Source organism: Agrobacterium sp. YIC 4121 (assembly GCF_002008205.1).
Lineage (GTDB): Bacteria > Pseudomonadota > Alphaproteobacteria > Rhizobiales > Rhizobiaceae > Agrobacterium > Agrobacterium leguminum.
On the sequence record NZ_MRDI01000004.1, the window covers coordinates 266,644 to 286,909 of the forward strand.

A 20,266-nucleotide genomic window follows, 5' to 3' on the forward strand; every position below is an offset into this window, starting at 1 on the left:
CCTATGCTTTACGATCTTTCCCTGCATATGGGTTACACCTACGACACGCTGGCCCACGGCGCGCGCCACATCATCCGTGTCCTGCCGCTCTCCATCCCCGGCCGGCAGCGGCTTGTCGCCGGCTCCATCGATGTTTCGCCGGTGCCGGAAGAACGTGCCACCTTCGAGGACTTCTTTCATCAATCGGCCACATCAGTGCATCTGCGCGCGCCGCATGAAAAGCTGGATATCCGCATGCAGGCCCGCGTGATGGTGGAGGCACCGGCGCTGACGGCAGATTTTTCCCCCGAGCTTTCCCGCCTGCCGCAGGACCTGGCCGATGTCTGGTCGCTCGATTTCCAGTCGCCGCACCACTTCATCGGCGCGAGCCCCAGGATCGGAATGGATGCGGCGATATCCGCCTATGCCCGGGAATTGCTGAAACCGGGAATGACCATTCGCGAAATCGCGCGCTCTCTGTGCAAACGCATCCATAAGGACTTTACCTATGACGGCGAAGCGACGACCGTCGACACGACGCCATCGGAAGCCTTCAAGCTGAAGCGCGGCGTGTGCCAGGATTTTTCGCATATCATGATCATGGCGCTGCGCAGCCTCGGCATTCCCGCCGGTTATGTCAGCGGTTTCCTGCGCACCATTCCGCCACCGGGCAAGGAACGGCTTGAAGGCGCCGATGCAATGCATGCCTGGGTTCGGGTCTGGTGCGGAGAAGCCGCCGGTTATCTGGAACTCGATCCCACCAATGATATCATCGCCGGAAGCGACCATATCGTCGTCGGTTACGGCCGGGATTATTCCGATGTCGCCCCTGTGATCGGTGTCTTGAAGAGCTATGGCAACCAGCAGATAAAACAGGCCGTCGATGTCATCCCCGTCCAATAATGACACGATGTGTATTATTGCGGCCATCGCGCCAACAATTCTTGAAAATACTTCGAAAACTGCTCCAATTTGATCGCTGCGTAAAATTGAACCGATCACGTTAGCGGATTTTACATCGTTTGCGGCTTCTCTGTGCTCAGTCGAATATTCTAATCCGTGAGCCCGTCATGACCGCCTCTGCACATCAAAAACCGAAGCGCCGTTTTCTTGCCGATACCAGCGGGAATTTCGGCATGATGACGGCCATTCTGCTGCCGGTGTTGCTGGGTTTTGCCGGCGCCGGCATGGAGTTGGCGAATGTGATGCAGGTGAAAGCGGATATGCAGAATACCGCGGATTCGGCAGCCCTTGCGGCGGCCACCGAAGCCCGTTTGAAAATGGGCGACCTGACGGACGAGCAGATCAAGGAAATCGCCAAGAACTTCATCGCGGCCCAGATGGAAAAGAACCTGACCGAGGAAGAGAAAAAGGAACTGGAGCAGAATTCTCCGACCAATATCACAAAGACGGAAAATGCCCGCGGCAAAACCTACACCGTCGAGACCACGATCAACCACCGCGTACAGCTCAATCCGCTGCTCGGGTTCATTGGCGCAAAAACACTCGATCTTTCGGTAACCGGCACCGCAAAGAGCACCGTCAACAAGGGCGCACCGATCTCCATGTATCTGGCGCTTGATCGCTCCGGTTCGATGTCATTCAAGACGGACACGGTCGATACAAAAAAGACATCGTGCCAGAACTACACCTCTGATAATTGGAACAAATATCCCAATCTGGCCAAGACATCGCCCTGCTATGTCAACAAAGCCATATCTCTCAAAACTGCCGTAGGGTTCCTCGTCGCAACATTGAACAAGGCTGATCCGACCTATACGGCTAACGGTGGTTCAGAACTCGTCCGCACGGGTGCCTCGGTTTATACGCACGAGACATATGCTGCCCAGCCCATCAGCTGGGGTACTGGTAGCGTTGTCAGCTACGTGGACAAGCAAATCCCGGAATTTCCCTCCGGCGGCACGGATGCCCGCAGCAGCCTGACCGCCGCCTATAACGCCCTTAAAAAATCCAACACTGACGAAGCGAAAGCACACAAGGACAAAGGCAGTGAATCCTTCGAGCGCTACATTGTTCTCATGACCGACGGTGAAATGACGGGCAACAGCGCCTCGTGGAATTCCAGCATCGACCAGTCCGTGCGCACCACCTGCGAGACCGCCAAGAAAGACGGGATCAAGATTTTCAGCGTCGCCTTCATGGCGCCGGACAAGGGCAAGTCGCTGTTGCAATATTGCGCATCCAGCCTCGACAATTATTATGCGCCGGAAAATATGGAGCAGATCGTCACAGCCTTTGGCGAAATCGCCCGCAAGGCTGCCGGCAGCATAGCCACGCTCACCAACTGATCTGTTTCTGGAGCGTCTTGTCGGCTGCATGGCTGACAAGACATGCGCGGCAGGTGACAGCGGCGGCGGCCCGTGGCATAGGAGGGCCGCTCCCATTCACAGGCCCTGTCATGATCCGCATCGAAAACATCAGCAAGTCGAACAGTCACCGCATTCTCTATATCGAGGCCTCCGCCGCGCTCAATCGCGGCGAGAAGATCGGCCTTGTCGGCCCGAACGGTGCCGGCAAGACCACGCTGTTCCGGATGATCACCGGCGAAGAGCAGCCCGACGAGGGCCAGGTCGTCGTCGAAAAAGGCATGACGGTCGGTTATTTCGATCAGGATGTCGGTGAAATGTCCGGCCGCTCGGCCGTCGCGGAAGTCATGGAAGGCGCAGGCCCCGTCAGCGAAGTGGCGGCGGAGCTTCGGGAACTGGAAGCCGCCATGTCCGATCCCGACCGGATGGACGAGATGGACACCATCATTGAACGTTACGGCGAAGTGCAGGCGCGTTATGAGGAACTGGACGGCTACGCGCTGGAAGGCCGTGCGCGCGAAGTGCTGGACGGGTTGAGCTTCAGCCAGGAGATGATGGATGGCGATGTTTCCAAGCTTTCCGGCGGCTGGAAGATGCGCGTGGCGCTCGCCCGTATCCTGTTGATGCGCCCGGACGTGATGCTCCTCGACGAACCGTCGAACCATCTCGATCTCGAAAGCCTGATCTGGCTCGAGGATTTCCTGAAAAACTACGACGGCGCTTTGCTGATGACGTCGCATGACCGCGAATTCATGAACCGCATCGTCACCAAGATCATCGAAATCGATGCCGGCAATCTCACCACCTATTCCGGCGATTACGGCTTTTACGAACAGCAGCGCGCGCAGAACGAAAAGCAGCAGCAGGCGCAGTTCGAACGCCAGCAGGCCATGCTTGCCAAGGAAATCAAGTTCATCGAACGCTTCAAGGCCCGCGCTTCGCACGCCTCGCAGGTGCAGAGCCGCGTGAAGAAACTCGAGAAGATCGACCGCGTCGAGCCGCCAAAACGGCGTCAGACGGTGGCTTTCGAATTCGCGCCGGCGCCCCGGTCAGGCGAGGATGTCGTGGCGCTAAAGAAGGTGAACAAGGCCTATGGCAGCCGCACGATCTATGGCGAGCTCGATTTCATGGTGCGGCGCAAGGAACGCTGGTGCATCATGGGCGTCAACGGCGCTGGAAAATCGACGCTGCTGAAGCTGGTGACCGGCACGACGGAACCGGATTCCGGCAATGTCACGCTCGGCGCCAGCGTCAAGCTCGGCTATTTCGCCCAGCACGCCATGGATGTTCTGGATGGCGACAGCACCATTCTCGAATGGCTGGAGGAGCGTTTTCCGAAGGCGGGGCAGGCGCCGTTGCGCGCCCTTGCCGGCTGTTTCGGCTTTTCCGGCGACGACGTGGAAAAACGCTGCCGTGTTCTTTCCGGCGGCGAAAAGGCCCGTCTCGTCATGGCCGCCATGCTGTTCGATCCGCCGAACTTCCTCGTGCTGGACGAGCCGACCAACCATCTCGATCTCGACACCAAGGAAATGCTGATCAAGGCCCTGTCGGATTATGAGGGCACGATGCTGTTCGTTTCGCACGACCGCCATTTCCTCGCCGCGCTTTCCAACCGGGTGCTGGAACTGACGCCCGATGGCATCCACCAATATGGCGGCGGCTATACCGAATATGTGGAAAGCACGGGACAGGAAGCGCCGGGCCTTCGCAGCTAAGCCACCTGCCGGACGCACCGCCCTGTAACGGCAGCTTTTGTTTGGAGACTGGAGAAACAGATGCGGATCGTGGTCTACAGCGCCAAACCCTATGACAGGCAGTTCCTTGACGCTGCCGCCCACGCTGGCATGCGGATGCAATATTGCGAAGCACGCCTGTCTCTCGAGACAGTGGCGCTGGCGGAGGGAGCGGCGGCCATCTGCGCCTTCGTTAATGACGACCTGTCGCGGCCAGTACTCGAAAAGCTGGCGGAAATGGGTATCCGGCTCATCGCCCTGCGCTGCGCCGGTTTCAATCAGGTCGATCTAGCCACGGCCGAAAAGCTCGGCCTGACCGTTGCGCGCGTGCCGGCCTATTCGCCCTATGCGGTCGCCGAACACACCATGGCGCTCATCCTGTCGCTCAACCGCAAGATCCATCGCGCCTATAACCGTGTCCGCGAAGGAAACTTCGCCCTCGATGGCCTTCTCGGCTTTGATCTTCACGGCAAGACGGTCGGCATTGTCGGCACGGGTAAGATCGGAGCGATTTTCGCGCGCATTGCGGCCGGCTTCGGCTGCCGTCTCGTTGGCCATGACGTACGGCCAAATCCGGATTGCGAAGCACTGGGCATGGTCTACGTCACGCGCGAGGAACTGTTTCGAACATCGGACATTCTGGCGCTGATGTGCCCGCTTACACCGGAGACCCGTCACCTCATTCGCCGGGAGACGCTGCCGCTTTTGAAAAAGGGCGTTATGCTCGTCAATACCAGCCGCGGCGCCATCATCGACACGCAGGCGGCAATTGCGGGTCTGAAAGACGGCACAATCGGCAGTCTCGGCATCGATGTCTATGAAGAAGAGGCCGATCTCTTTTTCGAGGATCTTTCCAACGACGTGCTGCGCGACGATGTTTTCGCGCGGCTGCTGACCTTCCCCAATGTTCTGGTCACCGGCCATCAGGGCTTCTTCACGCAGGAGGCCCTTAGAAACATTGCGGACACCACGATCGGCAATATCGAGAGCTTTTTCGGGACCGGCAGGGCGCTATATGCCGTTTCCACGGAACAGTTTGCCGGCCCGGTCTAGTGTCTCCGGGACGATTTTTAATACCATTCCGCGCGTCCTTTATATGAAAGCGGGTAAAATTGGTATGATCATTGAGTTTTACTGAAATTCATCATACATATTTGACAGGCTTCACGCCTGCCTCGATTTCAATGCATGGTGACCGACGTGCCTGAACAGGAAAAACAGCGCAGCAAATCCTCCGGTTCTCTGGTCAGCAGAGTTAGCCTCAGCCTGAGAAAAGCGATTGCCTCCGGGCAATATGGACCCGGCGACCGCCTGCCCAGCGAAATCGAGATGACGGAAACCCATGGCGTCAGCCGCACCGTGGTGCGCGAGGCGGTGACGGCGCTACGCTGCGACGGGCTGGTGGAGGTGCGTCAGGGGGCGGGCATTTTCGTGCTGAAACGTGAAAAAGACGCGTCACCCACACCCGGTATCGACCGCGCCCGGCTCTCTTCCGATCTGGAGGTACTGGAAATCAGGACACCGCTCGAAATCGAAGCGGCAGGGCTCGCCGCCCTCCGCCGTTCACCTTCGCAGGAGGAAGCGATTTTCGACTGTCACGCCCGGCTTCTGCAATGTATCGAAGAGAACCGCTCCATTCGCGAGGCGGATCTGGCGCTGCATCTTGCCATTGCGGCCGCCACCAACAATCCGCTTTTCACACAGTTCCTGGAGCTGCACGGTCAGGCCGTGATTCCACAATCGCGCGTGGTTTCCGAAACCGGCGAGAACGACCAGACAGCTTACCGGCGATTGATCCACAAGGAACATGAAGCCATCGTCATCGCCATATCGGACCGGAACGAACAGGCCGCGAAGCTGGCGATGCAGGCGCATCTGCGCGGTAGCCAGCACCGCTACCGCGACATGATGCGCGACATGCGCGGCATCGCGCACAGCTAAAGGGTTTTCAGTAAAACCGGGTCGTCGTTTTGTGCTCAGAAAGCCGCGATCAGGCGCTACGGCGCTTCCCGCAGATCCGCTCCCCAGACCTCGATCTGCGTCAGCGCGGGAAAGGGCGAAGGATCGTCGGCTTTTTTAAGATCATGCAGACGGATCCATTCCACCTGGCGCGGCGCGACCGGGAAACTCTGGGCAGCCCCGGTTTTTTGCAGGAAAAAGCTCGCGCTTTCGCCGTCGGAAAAAGTGACGCTCGCTTTTTCCCACCAGGCATCATGGGGAAAGTCCGCCCGCAGGTAAAAAGTCAGCTGGTCGATGAGGACTGCGCGGCCGAATACGAGGGTCAGCGAAGCTTCGGGATCGCGGTTGATGCCCCAGCTTGTGTAGGGCCAGAAGCCGTGGCCCGCGCTCGCCTTTTCACCATCGATGACATTGCGGGCTGCGAAGGCCGCCTCCCCACGCGTTTCCGTGCTCGCATAAACGTGCGGAAACAGCGAGGTGTTTTCATGATCGTCAAACGGGTTGAGGGCCAGATTCCTGCGAACCCCAATTTCACCGGCGAGTGTGCGGCGCGCGGCGATCCGGTGAAGGTTACCGCTGAAAGCCTGCGGCGGATAGGATTTGCGTTTTGCCGCAGAAGGAACGGGCAGGATGAATTGGTTTCCGTGCAGGAAAACCAGCGTCGGCGGCATGCCAGCATCGAGCGCAAGCCAGATATGACCGGGCTGTGAAACCTCGACGACAAGCCTGTCACCCTCGCAATATTCTGCGCGATAGACGAGCAAAGCTTCGTCCTCCGCTCCGGCCTCCGCCAGAACATCACCCGCCGCATTGACGACCTTGAGTGTAAGTTTCATCGGCACTTCCTTAACTGATCGTCAGGCACAGACGCTGGGCTGCGATGGGGATGAGAATGCGATAGATCACGGGTGGCCAGGACTGGCGAAGGCGGGCATCGTTGATTGTTATGGCTTCGATGGCGGGTTCTCCTGCCCCTTCGCAGGCTATCTCTCCCAGCCCCGCAAAGTTCAGCCGACCCGACATGACAGCGGGCTTCTCGGCGACCATCAGCAACAGAACCGCCTCCTGCCCGCCCTGATAGTCGTCCAGGACTTCCACGTGGCTGCCACGCAGCAGTCGGACTCGGCGGCGATAGTACTCAACACGCGCCACGGCGGGATAGGCCCCGGCTATATCGAAAGAGACTTCCGCCTGATCTTCAGAGAATTCGGTCACAAGATCTCTCGCCGCAAACTCTGCCCCGGCTGCCTGCATGACGCCGCCGAAAGTCGGCAGATTGTGAAAGGCCGATTGCATCGTCCAGATGTCGTAGCGTTGCGGCGAGAAGGTTTTTGCGGTGTAGGTTTCCACCCCGACATCGATGATGAACGGCCGGCCGTTCTTATAAAGCGTGAAACTGCCGACATCGTTGTGGTTGTGGCTCTCGCCATTATTGCCCGCCTTCACGGCAAGATCGAAAACCCCGTCGCGGGCAATCGCAAGACCGATACCGGGATAGGCGATATCGGTCTTTGCCGGTTCCGCTGGAATAAGCGCGGAAAATTCCGGGACGGCAAGCACTGCCTGGACCCGATACCAGAGGTTCCACTCCTTGCACATCAGCCGGTCCGGTGAGCGGTTCCAGCAGGCGGCAGCGAAAGCCTGAAGCCGTGGCGAAGAAACGGCCTTGCCGAAAAGATATTCCCGCACGCCGGATGTCTCGACCTTCGCCGGCGCATCGGCGAAGTTGAAGAACCGGTCCTCCGCCACGTGCATGTTGAGAATGAATTCGGCCATGCTGCGCAGCTTCGCCGCATGAAAGAGCGGCGCCATGGAGCCGGGCGCAGAGACTTCGAGAATGCTCATCGCCCCGAACAGGCAAAGTGCCGCATGGCCATAATAAAGAACGCCCTCTTCGCAGGCGCCGTCTTCCGCATAATCCTTCTGAAACGCATCGAGACTCTTGAGCGCCTTTTCCACGACCGAACGCCTCGTCGACTGGTCTATGGGCAATAGCAGGGTCGAGAGAAGGACATTCTGGGTAATCCAGGCCGTCCAGTTGTTCATCCGCTCGTCGCCATTCCCCATCCACCAGAAATGCCGGGTGAGATAAGGCGTGGTAATGCGCCGGTCGATCTCGGCGCGGACGCGGGAAACGAGGTTTGCATTTGCCCTTTCCAGTTCCGGTGCCAGCAAATGCAGGCACAAAGCGAGATTGGCGCCCGTTTCGGCAGCGAACAGGTCGATCACCGGGTTTTGCGGATCGGGCAGAGGATCTCGCGGGCCGCCGCGAATATGGGAATTATGGGCGGGCAATTGCCAGCCGCTCTCTTCGCATATCAGCCAAAGACCATCGATGATGGCATGGAGAAAGCGGCCCTGCCCCTCGGCGCATTCTCCCAGAACCAGCGCGTTCAGCTTCAGTCGTCGGGAAAAATAAAGCGCCTCGAAACGATCGCGATTGCCGGTGCGGCTATATTCCCGGTAGTCGCCCGCCAGAATGACGGACCAGGGCTCGTCAAGGGTCTGCTCCGCCGCCTCGATGAGACTACGGGAAACCGCGCCCGGTGCTGAAGACCGTATTTTCTGCGCCGTCAGTTCCGCGCCGAAATCGGCGAACCGTTCTGGCAGAAGCCGCCCCATTTCGACAAACACGCCCTCAAACCTCCCGCGCGTTCCGCAATCCGATATGGGCCTCCTATCATACGTATTCTTGAAAAACCAGAAAATTTGTCTGACTTTATGCAAAGTTGTTTGACCAATATTGATATTGTGTTATCCAGAGCGCGGGAGGCGGCGGGGCGAAGACCCGGACCGCAATGGAAAATGCAGGCAGCCGGCACGATGAAACAGTGAAACGGCGGCAATGGGAGATATGCTGTGGCAATCGCAACCGCGACCATGTCCGACAAGCAGGCGACTCCGTATCGCAGGAAAAAACTCCGCATCGTCTCTAAACGGCGGCGCAGAATAGAAAATGCGCTCGTTGCCTATTCCTTCATTGCGCCCAATTTTCTCGGCTTTGCGATTTTCACGCTCGGACCGATCCTCTTTGCCTTTGCGCTGGCCTTCATGCATTGGGATGGTTCCAATGCCATGCGTTTTGCCGGTCTCGATAATTTCTGGCGGCTTTTCGAGGACAGGGCCTTCATCGCGGCCTTCTGGAACACGGTCATCTACACCGTCGCGTCGGTGCCGGCCACGCTCGCCTGCGCACTCGGGCTTGCGATCCTGCTCAACCAGAAAATCCTCGGCCGCGATTTCTTCCGCACGGCCATGTTCTTTCCCTATGTCGCATCGCTGGTCGCCGTGGCCGTCGTCTGGAATATGATTTTCAATCCGGAGATGGGTCCGGTCAACATGCTGCTCTATACGCTCGGCCTCGATCCCGCCGACATGCCGGGATGGGCGGCGGACCGGCACTGGGCCATGGTCACGGTCATTCTCTTCGGCGTGTGGAAGAGCATGGGTTATTACATGGTCATCTATCTCGCCGGGCTGCAGGGCATCAATTCGGAGCTTTACGAAGCCGCGGGGCTGGATGGCGCCAATGCCTGGCAGAAATTCATCCACGTCACCCTGCCACAGCTTGCTCCAACGACCTTTTTCGTCACCGTCATGCTGACGATCCAGTCCTTCAAGGTTTTCGATCAGGTCTATATGATCACGCAGGGCGGTCCCGGCACTTCGACGCTGGTTCTCGTCTATCACATCTACAATGAAGCCTTCATCTCCTGGGATCTCGGCTATTCCAGCATGATCGCCCTCGTCCTTTTCTTCCTCGTCCTGATGGTCACCATCGTCCAGTTCAAACGGCAGCGGGAGGATTGATCCATGCGCATCATGGGCCGCAAAATCCCCGCCGCCACGGTTGGCATCTATCTGACGGTGATCGTCGTCACCATCGTCATGCTTCTGCCCTTCGCATGGATGCTGTCGGCGTCGCTGAAGCTCAGCCGCGATGTTTTCGCGTTCCCGATCGAATGGATCCCCTCGCAGCCGCGGTGGGAAAACTATGTGGAAATCTGGACGAAAATCCCGCTGGCGCTGTTCATCTACAACACGTCGAAGCTGACGATCATCGTCACATTGCTGCAATTGCTGACCTCAAGCTTTGCAGCCTACGCCTTCGCCAAGCTGCATTTTCCCTACAAGAACACGCTGTTTCTCGGCTATATCGCCACCATCGCCATGCCCTGGCAGGTTTATATGGTGCCGCAGTTTCTGTTGATGCGCGAATTCGGGCTCAACAACACCCATCTCGCCCTGATTTTCCTGCAGGCCTTTACCGCCTTCGGCGTTTTCCTGATGCGGCAGTTTTACATGTCGATCCCGAACGAACTCTGCGAGGCGGCGCGCATCGACGGCATGAACGAATACCAGATCTGGGCGAAGATCATGCTGCCGCTTTCCAAACCTGCGCTTTCCACCTTGACGATCTTCACCTTCGTCACAACCTGGAACGACTTCATGGGTCCGATGATCTATCTCACCAAGACCGAGCTGAAGACCATCCAGATCGGCCTGCGCATGTTCATTTCGCAATATTCGGCGGAATACGGATTGATCATGGCCGCCTCGGTCGTGGCGCTTGTCCCGGTTCTCGTCGTTTTCCTGGCATTGCAGCGCTTCTTCGTCGAAGGCGTCGCCTCCACCGGCCTCAAGGGTTGATTTCATGCTCGATTTGACCACGTCCCTCACAACCCCGATCACCGCCGCCGAAATCGATGCGGCGCTGGCCGTGGCCGTCGCGCAGGTCAGGCGCAACCTGCCGCAATTTACCTATGCGGCGCAGAACCATTCGAGCGTGAAGAATTTTTACCCGGCAGTCGCCAACGACCAATGGACCGCCGGTTTTTGGCCGGGCCAGATATGGCTCGCCTTCGAACATACCGGCGACAGGACCTTTCAGCATGCGGCGCAAATTCAGGTGCAGAGTTTCCTGCATCGTATCGAAAACCGCATCGAGACCGATCATCACGATATGGGCTTTCTCTACTCGCCCTCCTGCATCGCCGCATGGAAACTGGTGGGCGATGAGGATGGAAGACGTGCGGCGCTGATGGCAGCGGACCAGTTGATGGAGCGGTTCCAGCCGGTCGGGCAATTCATCCAGGCCTGGGGCCGCAGGGATAATCCCAACGAATATCGCTACATCATCGACTGCCTCTTGAACCTGCCGCTGCTTTATTGGGCGAGCCGCGAAACAGGCCGGGAAGACTACCGCACCGTGGCGCTTGCCCATGCCCGCACCACGCTTGCCCACTCCGTCCGGCCGGACGATTCCACCTATCATACATTTTACATGGACCCGGAGACCGGCGCGCCGGTGCGCGGCGTCACAAAACAGGGTTACAGCGATGAGAGCTACTGGGCCCGCGGACAGGCCTGGGGCATTGCTGGCATGGCCATTTCCTATCGATATGAACGCCTGCCCGCCTATCGCGACACCTTTGAGCGGCTTCTCGCCTTCTATCTCAAACGCCTTCCCGACGATCTCGTACCCTATTGGGATCTGATTTTTGCGGATGGCGATGGCGAACCGCGCGACAGCTCGGCAGCGGCCATCGTCGCCTGCGGCCTCTTGGAAATGGCGGAACTGGAGACGCCGGAGAAGGCGGCGGAATATCGCGATCTGGCAAGGCGCATGGTGAAAAGCCTCGCCGATATCTATTCGGTTCGCGATCCCGCGATCTCCAACGGGCAGCTTCTGCACGGCACCTATTCCAAGAAGACGCCCCATAATACCTGCCGGGGCGAAGGCGTCGATGAGTGCGTCTCCTGGGGCGATTATTATTATCTGGAAGCGCTGATCCGGCTTTCGCGCAACTGGTCTTCCTATTGGTGAGCGCGAGGAACAGATGGCTAGCATTTCCCTGAAAAAACTCAACAAGACCTTCGGCGCGCTCAAGGTCGTTCACGATATCGATCTGGATATTGCCGACAAGGAATTCATCATTCTGGTCGGCCCTTCCGGATGCGGAAAATCCACGACGCTCAGGATGATCGCCGGGCTGGAGGAAATCTCCGGCGGCGAGTTGCGCATCGGCGAGGACGTGATGAACGATGTCCCCTCGAAGGATCGCGACATCGCCATGGTGTTCCAGAACTATGCGCTTTACCCGCACATGACGGTCTACAAGAACATGGCCTTCGGTCTGGAACTCAGAAAGGCGCCGCGCGATCTCATCGACACCAAGGTCAAGGATGCGGCGAAAATTCTCGACATCACCCATCTCTTGAACCGCAAGCCGAAAGCGCTCTCCGGCGGCCAGCGCCAGCGTGTCGCGCTCGGCCGGGCCATGGTGCGCAATCCGGAAGTCTTCCTGCTCGATGAGCCACTTTCCAATCTCGACGCCAAGCTGCGCGGCACCATGCGTTCGGAAATCTCCAAGCTGCACAAGCGGCTGGACGCCACCTTCATTTACGTTACCCACGATCAGGTGGAAGCCATGACCATGGCGGACCGCATCGTGGTGATGAAGGACGGCCATATCCAGCAGGTGGATACGCCCCAAAATCTTTACGACCGGCCGATAAACATGTTCGTTGCGGGTTTCATCGGCGCGCCGCAGATGAACATGCTGCCCGTGACGCTGCGCCGCGAAGGCGACCGCTTCATCGCCCTGTTCGACGGCAATCCGCTGCCTCTGCCGGCGGGCATCGATACCACACGCCTGCTCCCCCACGAAGGAAAGGACATCGTTCTCGGCATCCGCCCGGAAAATTTCCACGAATTCGCCCCGGCGGATATCGATGCCGCCAATATCGCACCCTTCCGGGCGACGGTGGAACTGGCGGAGCCGATGGGATCGGAAGTGCATCTCAACCTCGTCTCCGGCGGCAGAAACCTTGTTGCGCGCGTCTCACCGCGTTTCAGGGCGAAGATCGGCGATCCCGTCGAACTGGTGGCCGATCTGACGAATGCACAGCTTTTCGATCCCGCCACCGAGCGATCGATCCTTTATTGAGGCGACGGGGAGAAACGCGATGCAATGGCTGGAAGGGTTATGGACGAAGGAAGGGGCCGGGATCGACAAGAACGCCCCGCCGCTGACCGGCCTTGCCCTTTTCCTCGATATCATCAAGCGCGAATGGTGGGAGATGGTGAAGCTCAACCTCCTCTTCATCATCGCCAGCCTGCCGGTGGTGACGATGCCGGCGGCGATGCTGGCCATGGCCCGCATCTCTGTTTCCATCGCAAATGACGAGAATACCTATCTGCTGCGCGACTTTCTCGAGGCCTTGCGGAAATTCGCCCTGCGCAGCACCGCGCTTGTGGTTTTAAGCGCGCTGCTGGTGAGCGCCGGTGCTTATGCGACTGTCAGCTATGCCGGTGCCGCCCGGCTTCAGCTCGTCTATAGCCTGCCTTTTGCGATCAGCCTGGCGGTCACGATGTTTCTCATCCTCCTCAGCGCCTATGCCAGTGTTGTTCTGGCCAAGCGGGACCTGCCGCTTTCTGAGACCCTGCGGCAGGCGGCGTTTCTGGCGCTCACCAGGCCATTGCCAATGCTTGCGGCGCTCGGCTTCGTCGCAGCGCTCTGGCTCGCCCATATCCTCTTTTATCCGGTGTCGGTTTTCATGCCGGCCACCATCAATTTTTCGCTCGGCATGTTCGCCCTCTGTTTCGCAGCGAGAAACGCCGCCGCAAAAACACGCGCGCGGATGCCCGAACCGGCGGGGAGCGGCACTTAAAGCAGACCAGAATCAAAACGACATCAGTCAGGGAAGGAGAAACGGGCTATGGAGTTTAAGACAACCAGACGTGCATTCGCTCTCGCAACCGCCGGTCTCGGCATTGCCATGAGCATGGGAGGAACGGCGTTCGCTGCGGGCGATGCGCCCGTTACGCTGAAATGGGCGCTGTGGGATCTGGACAAGGGCGCATATTTCAAGCCCTTGATGGAGGCCTACAAGCAGAAGCATCCGAATGTGACGTTCGAGGTGGTCGACCTCGGCTCGCAGGATTATACGCAGATGATATCCACGCAGCTCACCGGCGGCTCCAAGGATATCGATGTCGTCACCATCAAGGATGTGCCCGGCTACGCCAATCTGGTGCGCGCCGGCAACATCACCGATCTCAGCGGCTTCATCAAGGACCAGAAGATCGAGACGGCCCCCTATGGCGGCCTGATCGAGGAGCTGACCATTGACGGCAAGATTTACGCCCTGCCGTTCCGCTCGGATTTCTGGGTGGTCTATTACAACAAGGATATTTTCGACAAGGCGGGCGTGCCTTACCCCACCAATGACATGAGCTGGGCGCAGTTCGATGAGATCGCCGGCAAGCTGAAGGGCGGCATGGGCGCCAACCGCACCTATGGCGCACTGCTGCACACCTGGCGTTCGACCGTGCAGCTGCCCGGTATTCAGGATGGCAAGCACACGCTGGTGGACGGTAATTATGAATTCCTGAAACCCTGGTATGAGCGTGCGCTTGCCCTGCAGAAAAGCGGCGCGATACCGTCCTATGCCTCGCTGAAAACATCGAACACCCATTATTCCGCTCTGTTTTTCAACGGAACGATCGGCATGCTGCCCATGGGCACATGGTTTGTCGGCACCCAGATCGCCAAGGTGAAATCCGGCGAGTCGAAAAGCGTCAACTGGGGCATCGTGAAGTTCCCCCATCCGGATGGTGTGGCGGCAGGCGCGACGGCCGCGCAGATTGCCGGATTGTCGGTCAATGCCAATTCCGGCCACAAGGAAGCGGCGCTGGACTTCATCCACTTCGTTACCGGACCTGAAGGTGCGGCGATCATCGCCTCCACCGGCACTTTCCCTGCACTCAGAACCGATGATGTGGCCGAGAAGATCGCAGCGCTGCCGGGCTTCCCGCAGGACCAGAACAGCAAGGACGCGCTGCAGGCCGGCAAGGCCTATCTGGAAATGGCGGTCAACCCGAATGCGGCCAAGATCGAAGTCGTTCTTAACCGCGTGCATGACGCGCTGATGACCGACAATATCTCCATTGATGACGGCATCAAGGACATGAATGACGGCGTCAAGGCCATCAAATAATTGCCACAGGGCCGCGGGCGATGAGCCTGCGGCCCTTTCCTTTGATCATGAATCCGGACATTCGTAACCGTGCCTCACGAGACCGCCACAGCCAATCCGCTCTTTCACAATCCGCTTCTCGGCAGGGACGATCTCGCAAAGGCGGTGATCGATCTCTTCAACCCGCTGCTTGCCTGTTTTACACCGGGCGGCGCGCGCGTCCGGCTCGGAGCAACGGGGGCAATTTTCGATTTTCCTGCGGCGGAGCTGGAGGGTTTTGCCCGGCCATTATGGGGCATCGTTCCGCTTGCCGCTGGCGGTTATGACTTTCCCCATTGGGATCTCTACAGGCGTGGACTGGCCAATGGCGCCAACCCCGCCCATCCCGAATATTGGGGCGATACGGCTGATCGGCACCAGCGGCTGGTCGAACTGGCGGCGATAGGATTTGCGCTTGCCATGGTTCCCGAACATATCTGGGAGCCGCTTGCCGAAACGGACAGGCAGGTTGTCGCCGCCTATCTTCTCGCCGCCCGCGAGCGGGAATTCGTCGACAATAACTGGAAATTCTTCCGCGTTCTGATCGATCTCGGGCTGGAGCGGGTCGGTGTGGAATTCGACCGGACCAAGACCCAAACCTATCTCGATGAACTCGAGGCTTTCGATATCGGCAACGGCTGGTATCGCGACGGGCCGGTGCGCCGGGTCGACCATTATATTCCCTTCGCCATGCATTTTTACGGCCTGATCTATACGGTGCTGGCGAAAGGCGACGACACGCGAAAGACACGCTTGCTCGAACGCTCCCGCATTTTCGCGCGTGACATACGCCACTGGTTCGGGCCTGACGGGGCGTCGCTCGCCTTCGGGCGCAGCCAGACCTACCGTTTTGCGGCGGGCGGTTTCTGGGGCGCTCTTGCCTTTTCCGGTCTGGAAGCGCTGCCGTGGCCGGAAATCAAGGGCTATTACATGCGCCATATCCGCTGGTGGTCGAAGCGGCCGATCGCGGACCGCGACGGCGTCCTGTCGGTCGGATACGCCTATCCAAACCTTCTGATGAGCGAGAGCTACAATTCTCCCTGCTCTCCCTATTGGGCGCTCAAATTTTTCCTGCCGCTGGCGCTGCCCGCCGATCACCCGTTCTGGACTGCGGAAGAGGCCGAACCGCAGGAATTTGCCGAACCGGTTCCCCTCGCGGAGCCTGGCATGGTGGCCTTTCATACGCCGGGCAATATCGTGGTCCTGTCCTCCGGGCAGCAGCACGACAGGATGCGTGGCGCGCAGGAAAAATATTCGAAATTCGTCTATTCCACCCGCTATGCCTTCAATATCGAAGCGGATGACCGGCATTTCGCCGCCGCGAGCTTCGATGGCATGCTCGGCCTTTCCGACGACGGTGTGCACTTCCGCACCCGCGAGACGATGGAAGAGGCGTTGATCGCCGAGGATTACCTCTATTCCCGCTGGCGGCCATGGGTAGATGTCGAGATCGAGACCTGGCTCGTGCCGCAAAACCCGTGGCACATAAGGCTGCACCGCATCCGCACCCCACGCCCCTTGCAAACATCAGAAGGCGGATTTGCCATAGAACGCGCCGACTTCAACCGCGACCGCACCGAGGCGATTGAAGGTCGCGCCGTCTGTTACGGACAGACTGACACCAGCCTCATCGTCGATCTTACGGGAGATATAAGGCGCGAAGGCGTGTGCCATCAGGCAATCGCCAATACCAACCTCATTCGCGCCAGAACCCTTGTTCCGCAATTGCGCGGCGCCATCGCCTCCGGCGAAACGCTGCTGGTGACGGCGGCCCTGGCACTGCCGGCCGGCAAAGAGGCAGAGGCCGCATTGGCTGCCCTCCCCGAAAGTCCCGATCTCCCGAGGCTGGAAGAGATGTTCAGGCGGGAGGGGCGACGCGTTCCCGCCTATGCTCTCGATGAAAACCGCGCAGGCTGACGGAGATGACCGACGACACACCGGGTGTTTCCCAAAGATCGGATCGGCTGAACATCCTGACCTGGGAGCGGAGACGGGAGGATATCAACAGCCCCGACCATCAGGCGCGGCTGCATGACCTTGAGCGCTCTGGAAACGCCGTTTTCGGGCAGGGCGTCTACATCGCCGCTAGGGCCGAGGTGCATACGGACAGGCTATTAATGGGTGCGCAGTCGTGGATCGCCGGTTACGCAATCGTGCGCGGCGATATCGAACTGGGCGAAAATGTCTCGATCAACCCCTATGCCTGTCTTTCCGGTAAGGTGACAATCGGCAATGGCGTACGCATCGCCTCACATGTCAGCATCGTCGGCTTCAACCATGGCTTCGACGACATTGAAACTCCGATCTATCGCCAGCCGCTGACCTCGCTGGGGATAGAGATCGGCGACGACGTCTGGATCGGCGCCAATGCGGTTGTGCTGGATGGCGTGAAGATAGGGCGCGGCGCAATTATTGCCGCAGGCGCGGTGGTGGCGAAGGACATTCCCGCCATGGCCATTGCAGGCGGCGTTCCCGCCCGGGTTCTGCGATATCGCGGAGAAAAAGCGGCCGCGCCGAAGCTGACGGAACCTGATGGCCTGCTGCAAGAACTCGGCAAGGAGATTGCCGACGACTGGCTTGCCGCCATCCGCTCCTATGGCGAGGATGGCATCCATCGTTCCGCCGATGCATCCGGACATGAGGTCGAAAGCATCAGGCATCTGTGCGATGCCGTCGAGATTGCGGCAGCCTTCGGACAGGAAAAGATCGCTTTCGATGCCGGAAAAACCGTCGCCAGTCTTCAGGCCCTGCAGGACCAGGAAACGGGGCTGTTTCTTAACCGTCACCACCGCCCCTCGACGCCTCCCGAGAAGGACCCTGCCGTCCTCTATAATATTCTGGCTGTCGGATATGCGCTTGAATGTTTCGGTGCTGCGCCAAAACAGCCGATCGCTTTTGTGGAGCGTCTGCGCGCCGACGAACTCATCCTCCTGCTGGAAGAGTTGCCGTGGCAAAGCCGTGCATGGCATTGCGGCGCCACCATAGACGCCATTGCCACCGCGCTTTATTTCAACAGGCGCTATTTCACATCCGGCGACAACCTCACCGTTCTCTTCGGCTGGCTGGCGATGAATGTGGATAAAACCACCGGGCTTTGGGGTGAGCCGACTGCCGCACAGGGCCTGCTGCAACCGGTCAACGGCTTTTACCGGCTTACCCGCGGCTCTTACGCACAGTTCGGCCTGCCCCTTCCCCATCCGGAAGCAGCAATTGACTCCGTTATCGCCAATTATCGTGCCTATGGCGGTTTCCATGGCGAGGATTTTAATGCCTGCAACCTGCTCGATACGATCCATCCGCTTCTTCTGTGCCTGAAACAGACGGATCACCGGCAGGACGAGGCGAAGGAAATCGCCCGCGAAATTCTGCGCCAAAATGAGGGACGCTGGCAAAGAAACAGGGGATTTGCCTTCGCCGAGGGACATCCGGCCGGGCTGCAGGGCACGGAAATGTGGATGTCGGTTCTCTGGCTTTCAGCGAAGCTTCTCGATGCGGAACATCTCCTGCCGTTTCAACCTCGCGGCATCCATCGCTTCGAGCCTGCGGAAATCGTCCGTGGCCTGATTGCCCGCTCTAAATCTCCGGTATAGGTTTCCGACACTCTTTTGAAAGCTTTCAAACCGGACCGGTCGAGTAAAAGATGCAACTCAAAGACTGCTATAATTTCCACGATTTTCGCCGCATGGCCAAACAGCGTCTGCCCGGACCGATCTTCAATTATATAGACGGCGCCGCCGATGACGAGGTGACGTATCGGCGAAACACGGCCGCCTTTGAAAAATGCGATCTCGTTCCCGATGTGCTGCGGGGCGTAGCGGATGTGGATATGTCGGTCACCGTCATGGGGCAGAAGCTTTCCATGCCGGTCTATTGTTCGCCGACGGCGCTGCAACGCCTCTTCCACCATCAGGGGGAACGGGCGGTTGCGGCAGCGGCGGGGAAATACGGCACGATGTTCGGCGTCTCCTCGCTCGGCACCACGAGCCTTGAAGAAGCGCGCCGGATCAGCGGCGGCCCGCAGGTCTATCAGTTCTATTTCCATAAGGACCGCGGCCTCAACCGCGATATGATGGCGCGCGCCAAGAGCGCCGGCGTCGAGACGATGATGCTGACGGTGGACAGTATTACCGGCGGCAACCGCGAGCGCGACAAGCGCACCGGTTTTGCCATTCCGTTCAAGCTCAATCTTTCCGGCATCGCGCAATTCGCCATCAAGCCGGCCTGGGGCATCAATTACCTGACGCATGAGCGCTTCAGCCTGCCGCAGCTCGACGACCACATTAAAATGGACGGCGGCGCTCTTTCCATCAGCCGCTATTTCACCGACATGCTCGACCCTTCGATGAACTGGGACGACGTGGCACAGATGGTGCGCGAATGGGGCGGGCCGTTCTGCCTTAAAGGCATCATGTCGGTGGACGACGCCAGACGCGCCGTGGAGATCGGCTGCAGCGGCATTGTGCTTTCCAATCACGGCGGCCGCCAACTCGATGGCTCCCGCAGCGCCTTCGATCAGCTGGCCGAGATCGTCGATGCGGTCGGCGACCGGATCGACGTGATGATGGATGGCGGCGTACAGCGCGGCACCCATGTTCTGAAAGCACTGTCTCTCGGCGCAAAAGCGGTGGGGCTCGGCCGCTATTATCTTTTCCCCCTGGCTGCTGCCGGGCAACCGGGCGTCGAACGGGCACTTGAGCTGATGCGTATCGAAATAGAGCGCGGCATGAAGCTGATGGGCTGCACCTCCGTCGATCAACTCACACGCCGGAACCTTCGGTTCCGTTGAACAGGCAGGACGTTAGAGGAGAACTGGGGCGGAGCGCGATCACAACCGACTACTGAAACCGCATGCCGTTTCAGTCGCGTTTCGTCGCTGTTCCTGAAGCGCCATGCCGATATTCCACACGAGCGCCAGGCAAACAAGTCCGCAAAAACAGGCTGAAATCAGCGAGCGATGGCGTTTGGCTCCGGAGAGAAACATCCAGCCGATAATTGCGTAGGCCGCAAGCGCCGGCACCGCGGCAATCAGAACGGATATGGGGCCATCGCAATCGACGGCCTCGACGCCGATGGCGCGATATTCATTCGGGGTTGCCACCAGGCCGAGGACGGCCACCGGAAACATGGCCGCTAAAACTGCGTAACGGAAAAATCGAGGCGTGTCGGGCATGCCTGCTCCATAGCCGGATAATCAACTGCCGCAAACCGCGCAGGTAAGGTCCCGCCGCGCGATCTCAGCGAATATCC

The 20,266-nt window shown here is 59.0% G+C and carries 17 protein-coding genes; 14 read left to right on the plus strand and 3 right to left on the minus strand.

Annotated elements, in window-relative coordinates:
* The first annotated feature begins 3 nt into the window (after positions 1–3).
* The 5 genes from BTE54_RS08550 (at position 4) to BTE54_RS08570 (ending at position 5,980) form a co-directional block, all read left to right on the plus strand.
* Entirely contained in the window at positions 4–882 is an 879-nt protein-coding gene (locus tag BTE54_RS08550; protein WP_078052128.1) for a transglutaminase family protein, read from the plus strand.
* Between the two features lie 167 nt (positions 883–1,049).
* Positions 1,050–2,288 (plus strand): TadE/TadG family type IV pilus assembly protein, encoded by a 1,239-nt coding sequence (locus BTE54_RS08555; RefSeq protein ID WP_078052129.1) that lies wholly within the window; start codon positions 1,050–1,052, stop codon positions 2,286–2,288.
* A gap of 110 nt (positions 2,289–2,398) precedes the next feature.
* Positions 2,399–4,021, plus strand: a complete 1,623-nt coding sequence (locus tag BTE54_RS08560; protein WP_078052130.1) for an ABC-F family ATP-binding cassette domain-containing protein — start codon at positions 2,399–2,401, stop codon at positions 4,019–4,021.
* Positions 4,022–4,081: 60 nt separating this feature from the next.
* Complete coding sequence (locus tag BTE54_RS08565; RefSeq protein WP_078052132.1) at positions 4,082–5,092, plus strand: 2-hydroxyacid dehydrogenase; 1,011 nt, start codon at positions 4,082–4,084, stop codon at positions 5,090–5,092.
* Positions 5,093–5,227: 135 nt separating this feature from the next.
* Positions 5,228–5,980 (plus strand): FadR/GntR family transcriptional regulator, encoded by a 753-nt coding sequence (locus tag BTE54_RS08570; RefSeq protein ID WP_078052133.1) that lies wholly within the window; start codon positions 5,228–5,230, stop codon positions 5,978–5,980.
* 56 nt (positions 5,981–6,036) lie between these two features.
* Here BTE54_RS08570 and BTE54_RS08575 read toward each other — a convergent pair whose 3' ends face one another.
* Together BTE54_RS08575 and BTE54_RS08580 are read right to left on the minus strand one after the other, a co-directional pair.
* Positions 6,037–6,834 carry a carbohydrate-binding protein gene (locus BTE54_RS08575; RefSeq protein ID WP_065656599.1) on the minus strand — a complete coding sequence of 266 codons (798 nt, stop codon included), beginning with the start codon at positions 6,832–6,834 and terminating at the stop codon, positions 6,037–6,039.
* Positions 6,835–6,844: 10 nt separating this feature from the next.
* On the minus strand, positions 6,845–8,632 hold the full coding sequence (locus BTE54_RS08580; RefSeq protein WP_078052134.1) for a heparinase II/III family protein: 1,788 nt from the start codon (positions 8,630–8,632) through the stop codon (positions 6,845–6,847).
* Between the two features lie 225 nt (positions 8,633–8,857).
* Here BTE54_RS08580 and BTE54_RS08585 point away from each other — a divergent pair, with 225 nt between their 5' ends.
* The 9 genes from BTE54_RS08585 (at position 8,858) to BTE54_RS08625 (ending at position 19,805) form a co-directional block, all read left to right on the plus strand.
* Positions 8,858–9,808, plus strand: coding sequence for a sugar ABC transporter permease (locus BTE54_RS08585; protein ID WP_078052135.1), 951 nt, complete (start codon positions 8,858–8,860; stop codon positions 9,806–9,808).
* Positions 9,809–9,811: 3 nt separating this feature from the next.
* Positions 9,812–10,648: a carbohydrate ABC transporter permease gene (locus BTE54_RS08590; protein ID WP_078052136.1), complete on the plus strand. Its 837-nt coding sequence runs from the start codon at positions 9,812–9,814 to the stop codon at positions 10,646–10,648.
* Positions 10,649–10,652: 4 nt separating this feature from the next.
* Entirely contained in the window at positions 10,653–11,825 is a 1,173-nt protein-coding gene (locus BTE54_RS08595; protein ID WP_078052137.1) for a glycoside hydrolase family 88 protein, read from the plus strand.
* Positions 11,826–11,838: 13 nt separating this feature from the next.
* Positions 11,839–12,948, plus strand: coding sequence for an ABC transporter ATP-binding protein (locus BTE54_RS08600; RefSeq protein ID WP_078052138.1), 1,110 nt, complete (start codon positions 11,839–11,841; stop codon positions 12,946–12,948).
* Between the two features lie 19 nt (positions 12,949–12,967).
* Positions 12,968–13,672 carry a DUF624 domain-containing protein gene (locus tag BTE54_RS08605; RefSeq protein WP_078052139.1) on the plus strand — a complete coding sequence of 235 codons (705 nt, stop codon included), beginning with the start codon at positions 12,968–12,970 and terminating at the stop codon, positions 13,670–13,672.
* A gap of 48 nt (positions 13,673–13,720) precedes the next feature.
* A complete protein-coding gene (locus BTE54_RS08610; protein ID WP_065656606.1) occupies positions 13,721–15,001 on the plus strand; it encodes a sugar ABC transporter substrate-binding protein in 1,281 nt (426 codons plus the stop codon).
* A gap of 69 nt (positions 15,002–15,070) precedes the next feature.
* Entirely contained in the window at positions 15,071–16,936 is a 1,866-nt protein-coding gene (locus BTE54_RS08615; RefSeq protein ID WP_078052140.1) for a DUF2264 domain-containing protein, read from the plus strand.
* 5 nt (positions 16,937–16,941) lie between these two features.
* Positions 16,942–18,609, plus strand: a complete 1,668-nt coding sequence (locus tag BTE54_RS08620) for an acyltransferase (RefSeq protein ID WP_078052141.1) — start codon at positions 16,942–16,944, stop codon at positions 18,607–18,609.
* Positions 18,610–18,659: 50 nt separating this feature from the next.
* Entirely contained in the window at positions 18,660–19,805 is a 1,146-nt protein-coding gene (locus BTE54_RS08625; protein ID WP_003519654.1) for an alpha-hydroxy acid oxidase, read from the plus strand.
* A gap of 39 nt (positions 19,806–19,844) precedes the next feature.
* Here BTE54_RS08625 and BTE54_RS08630 read toward each other — a convergent pair whose 3' ends face one another.
* Positions 19,845–20,189 carry a hypothetical protein gene (locus tag BTE54_RS08630; protein ID WP_003519655.1) on the minus strand — a complete coding sequence of 115 codons (345 nt, stop codon included), beginning with the start codon at positions 20,187–20,189 and terminating at the stop codon, positions 19,845–19,847.
* Between the last annotated feature and the right edge of the window lie 77 nt (positions 20,190–20,266).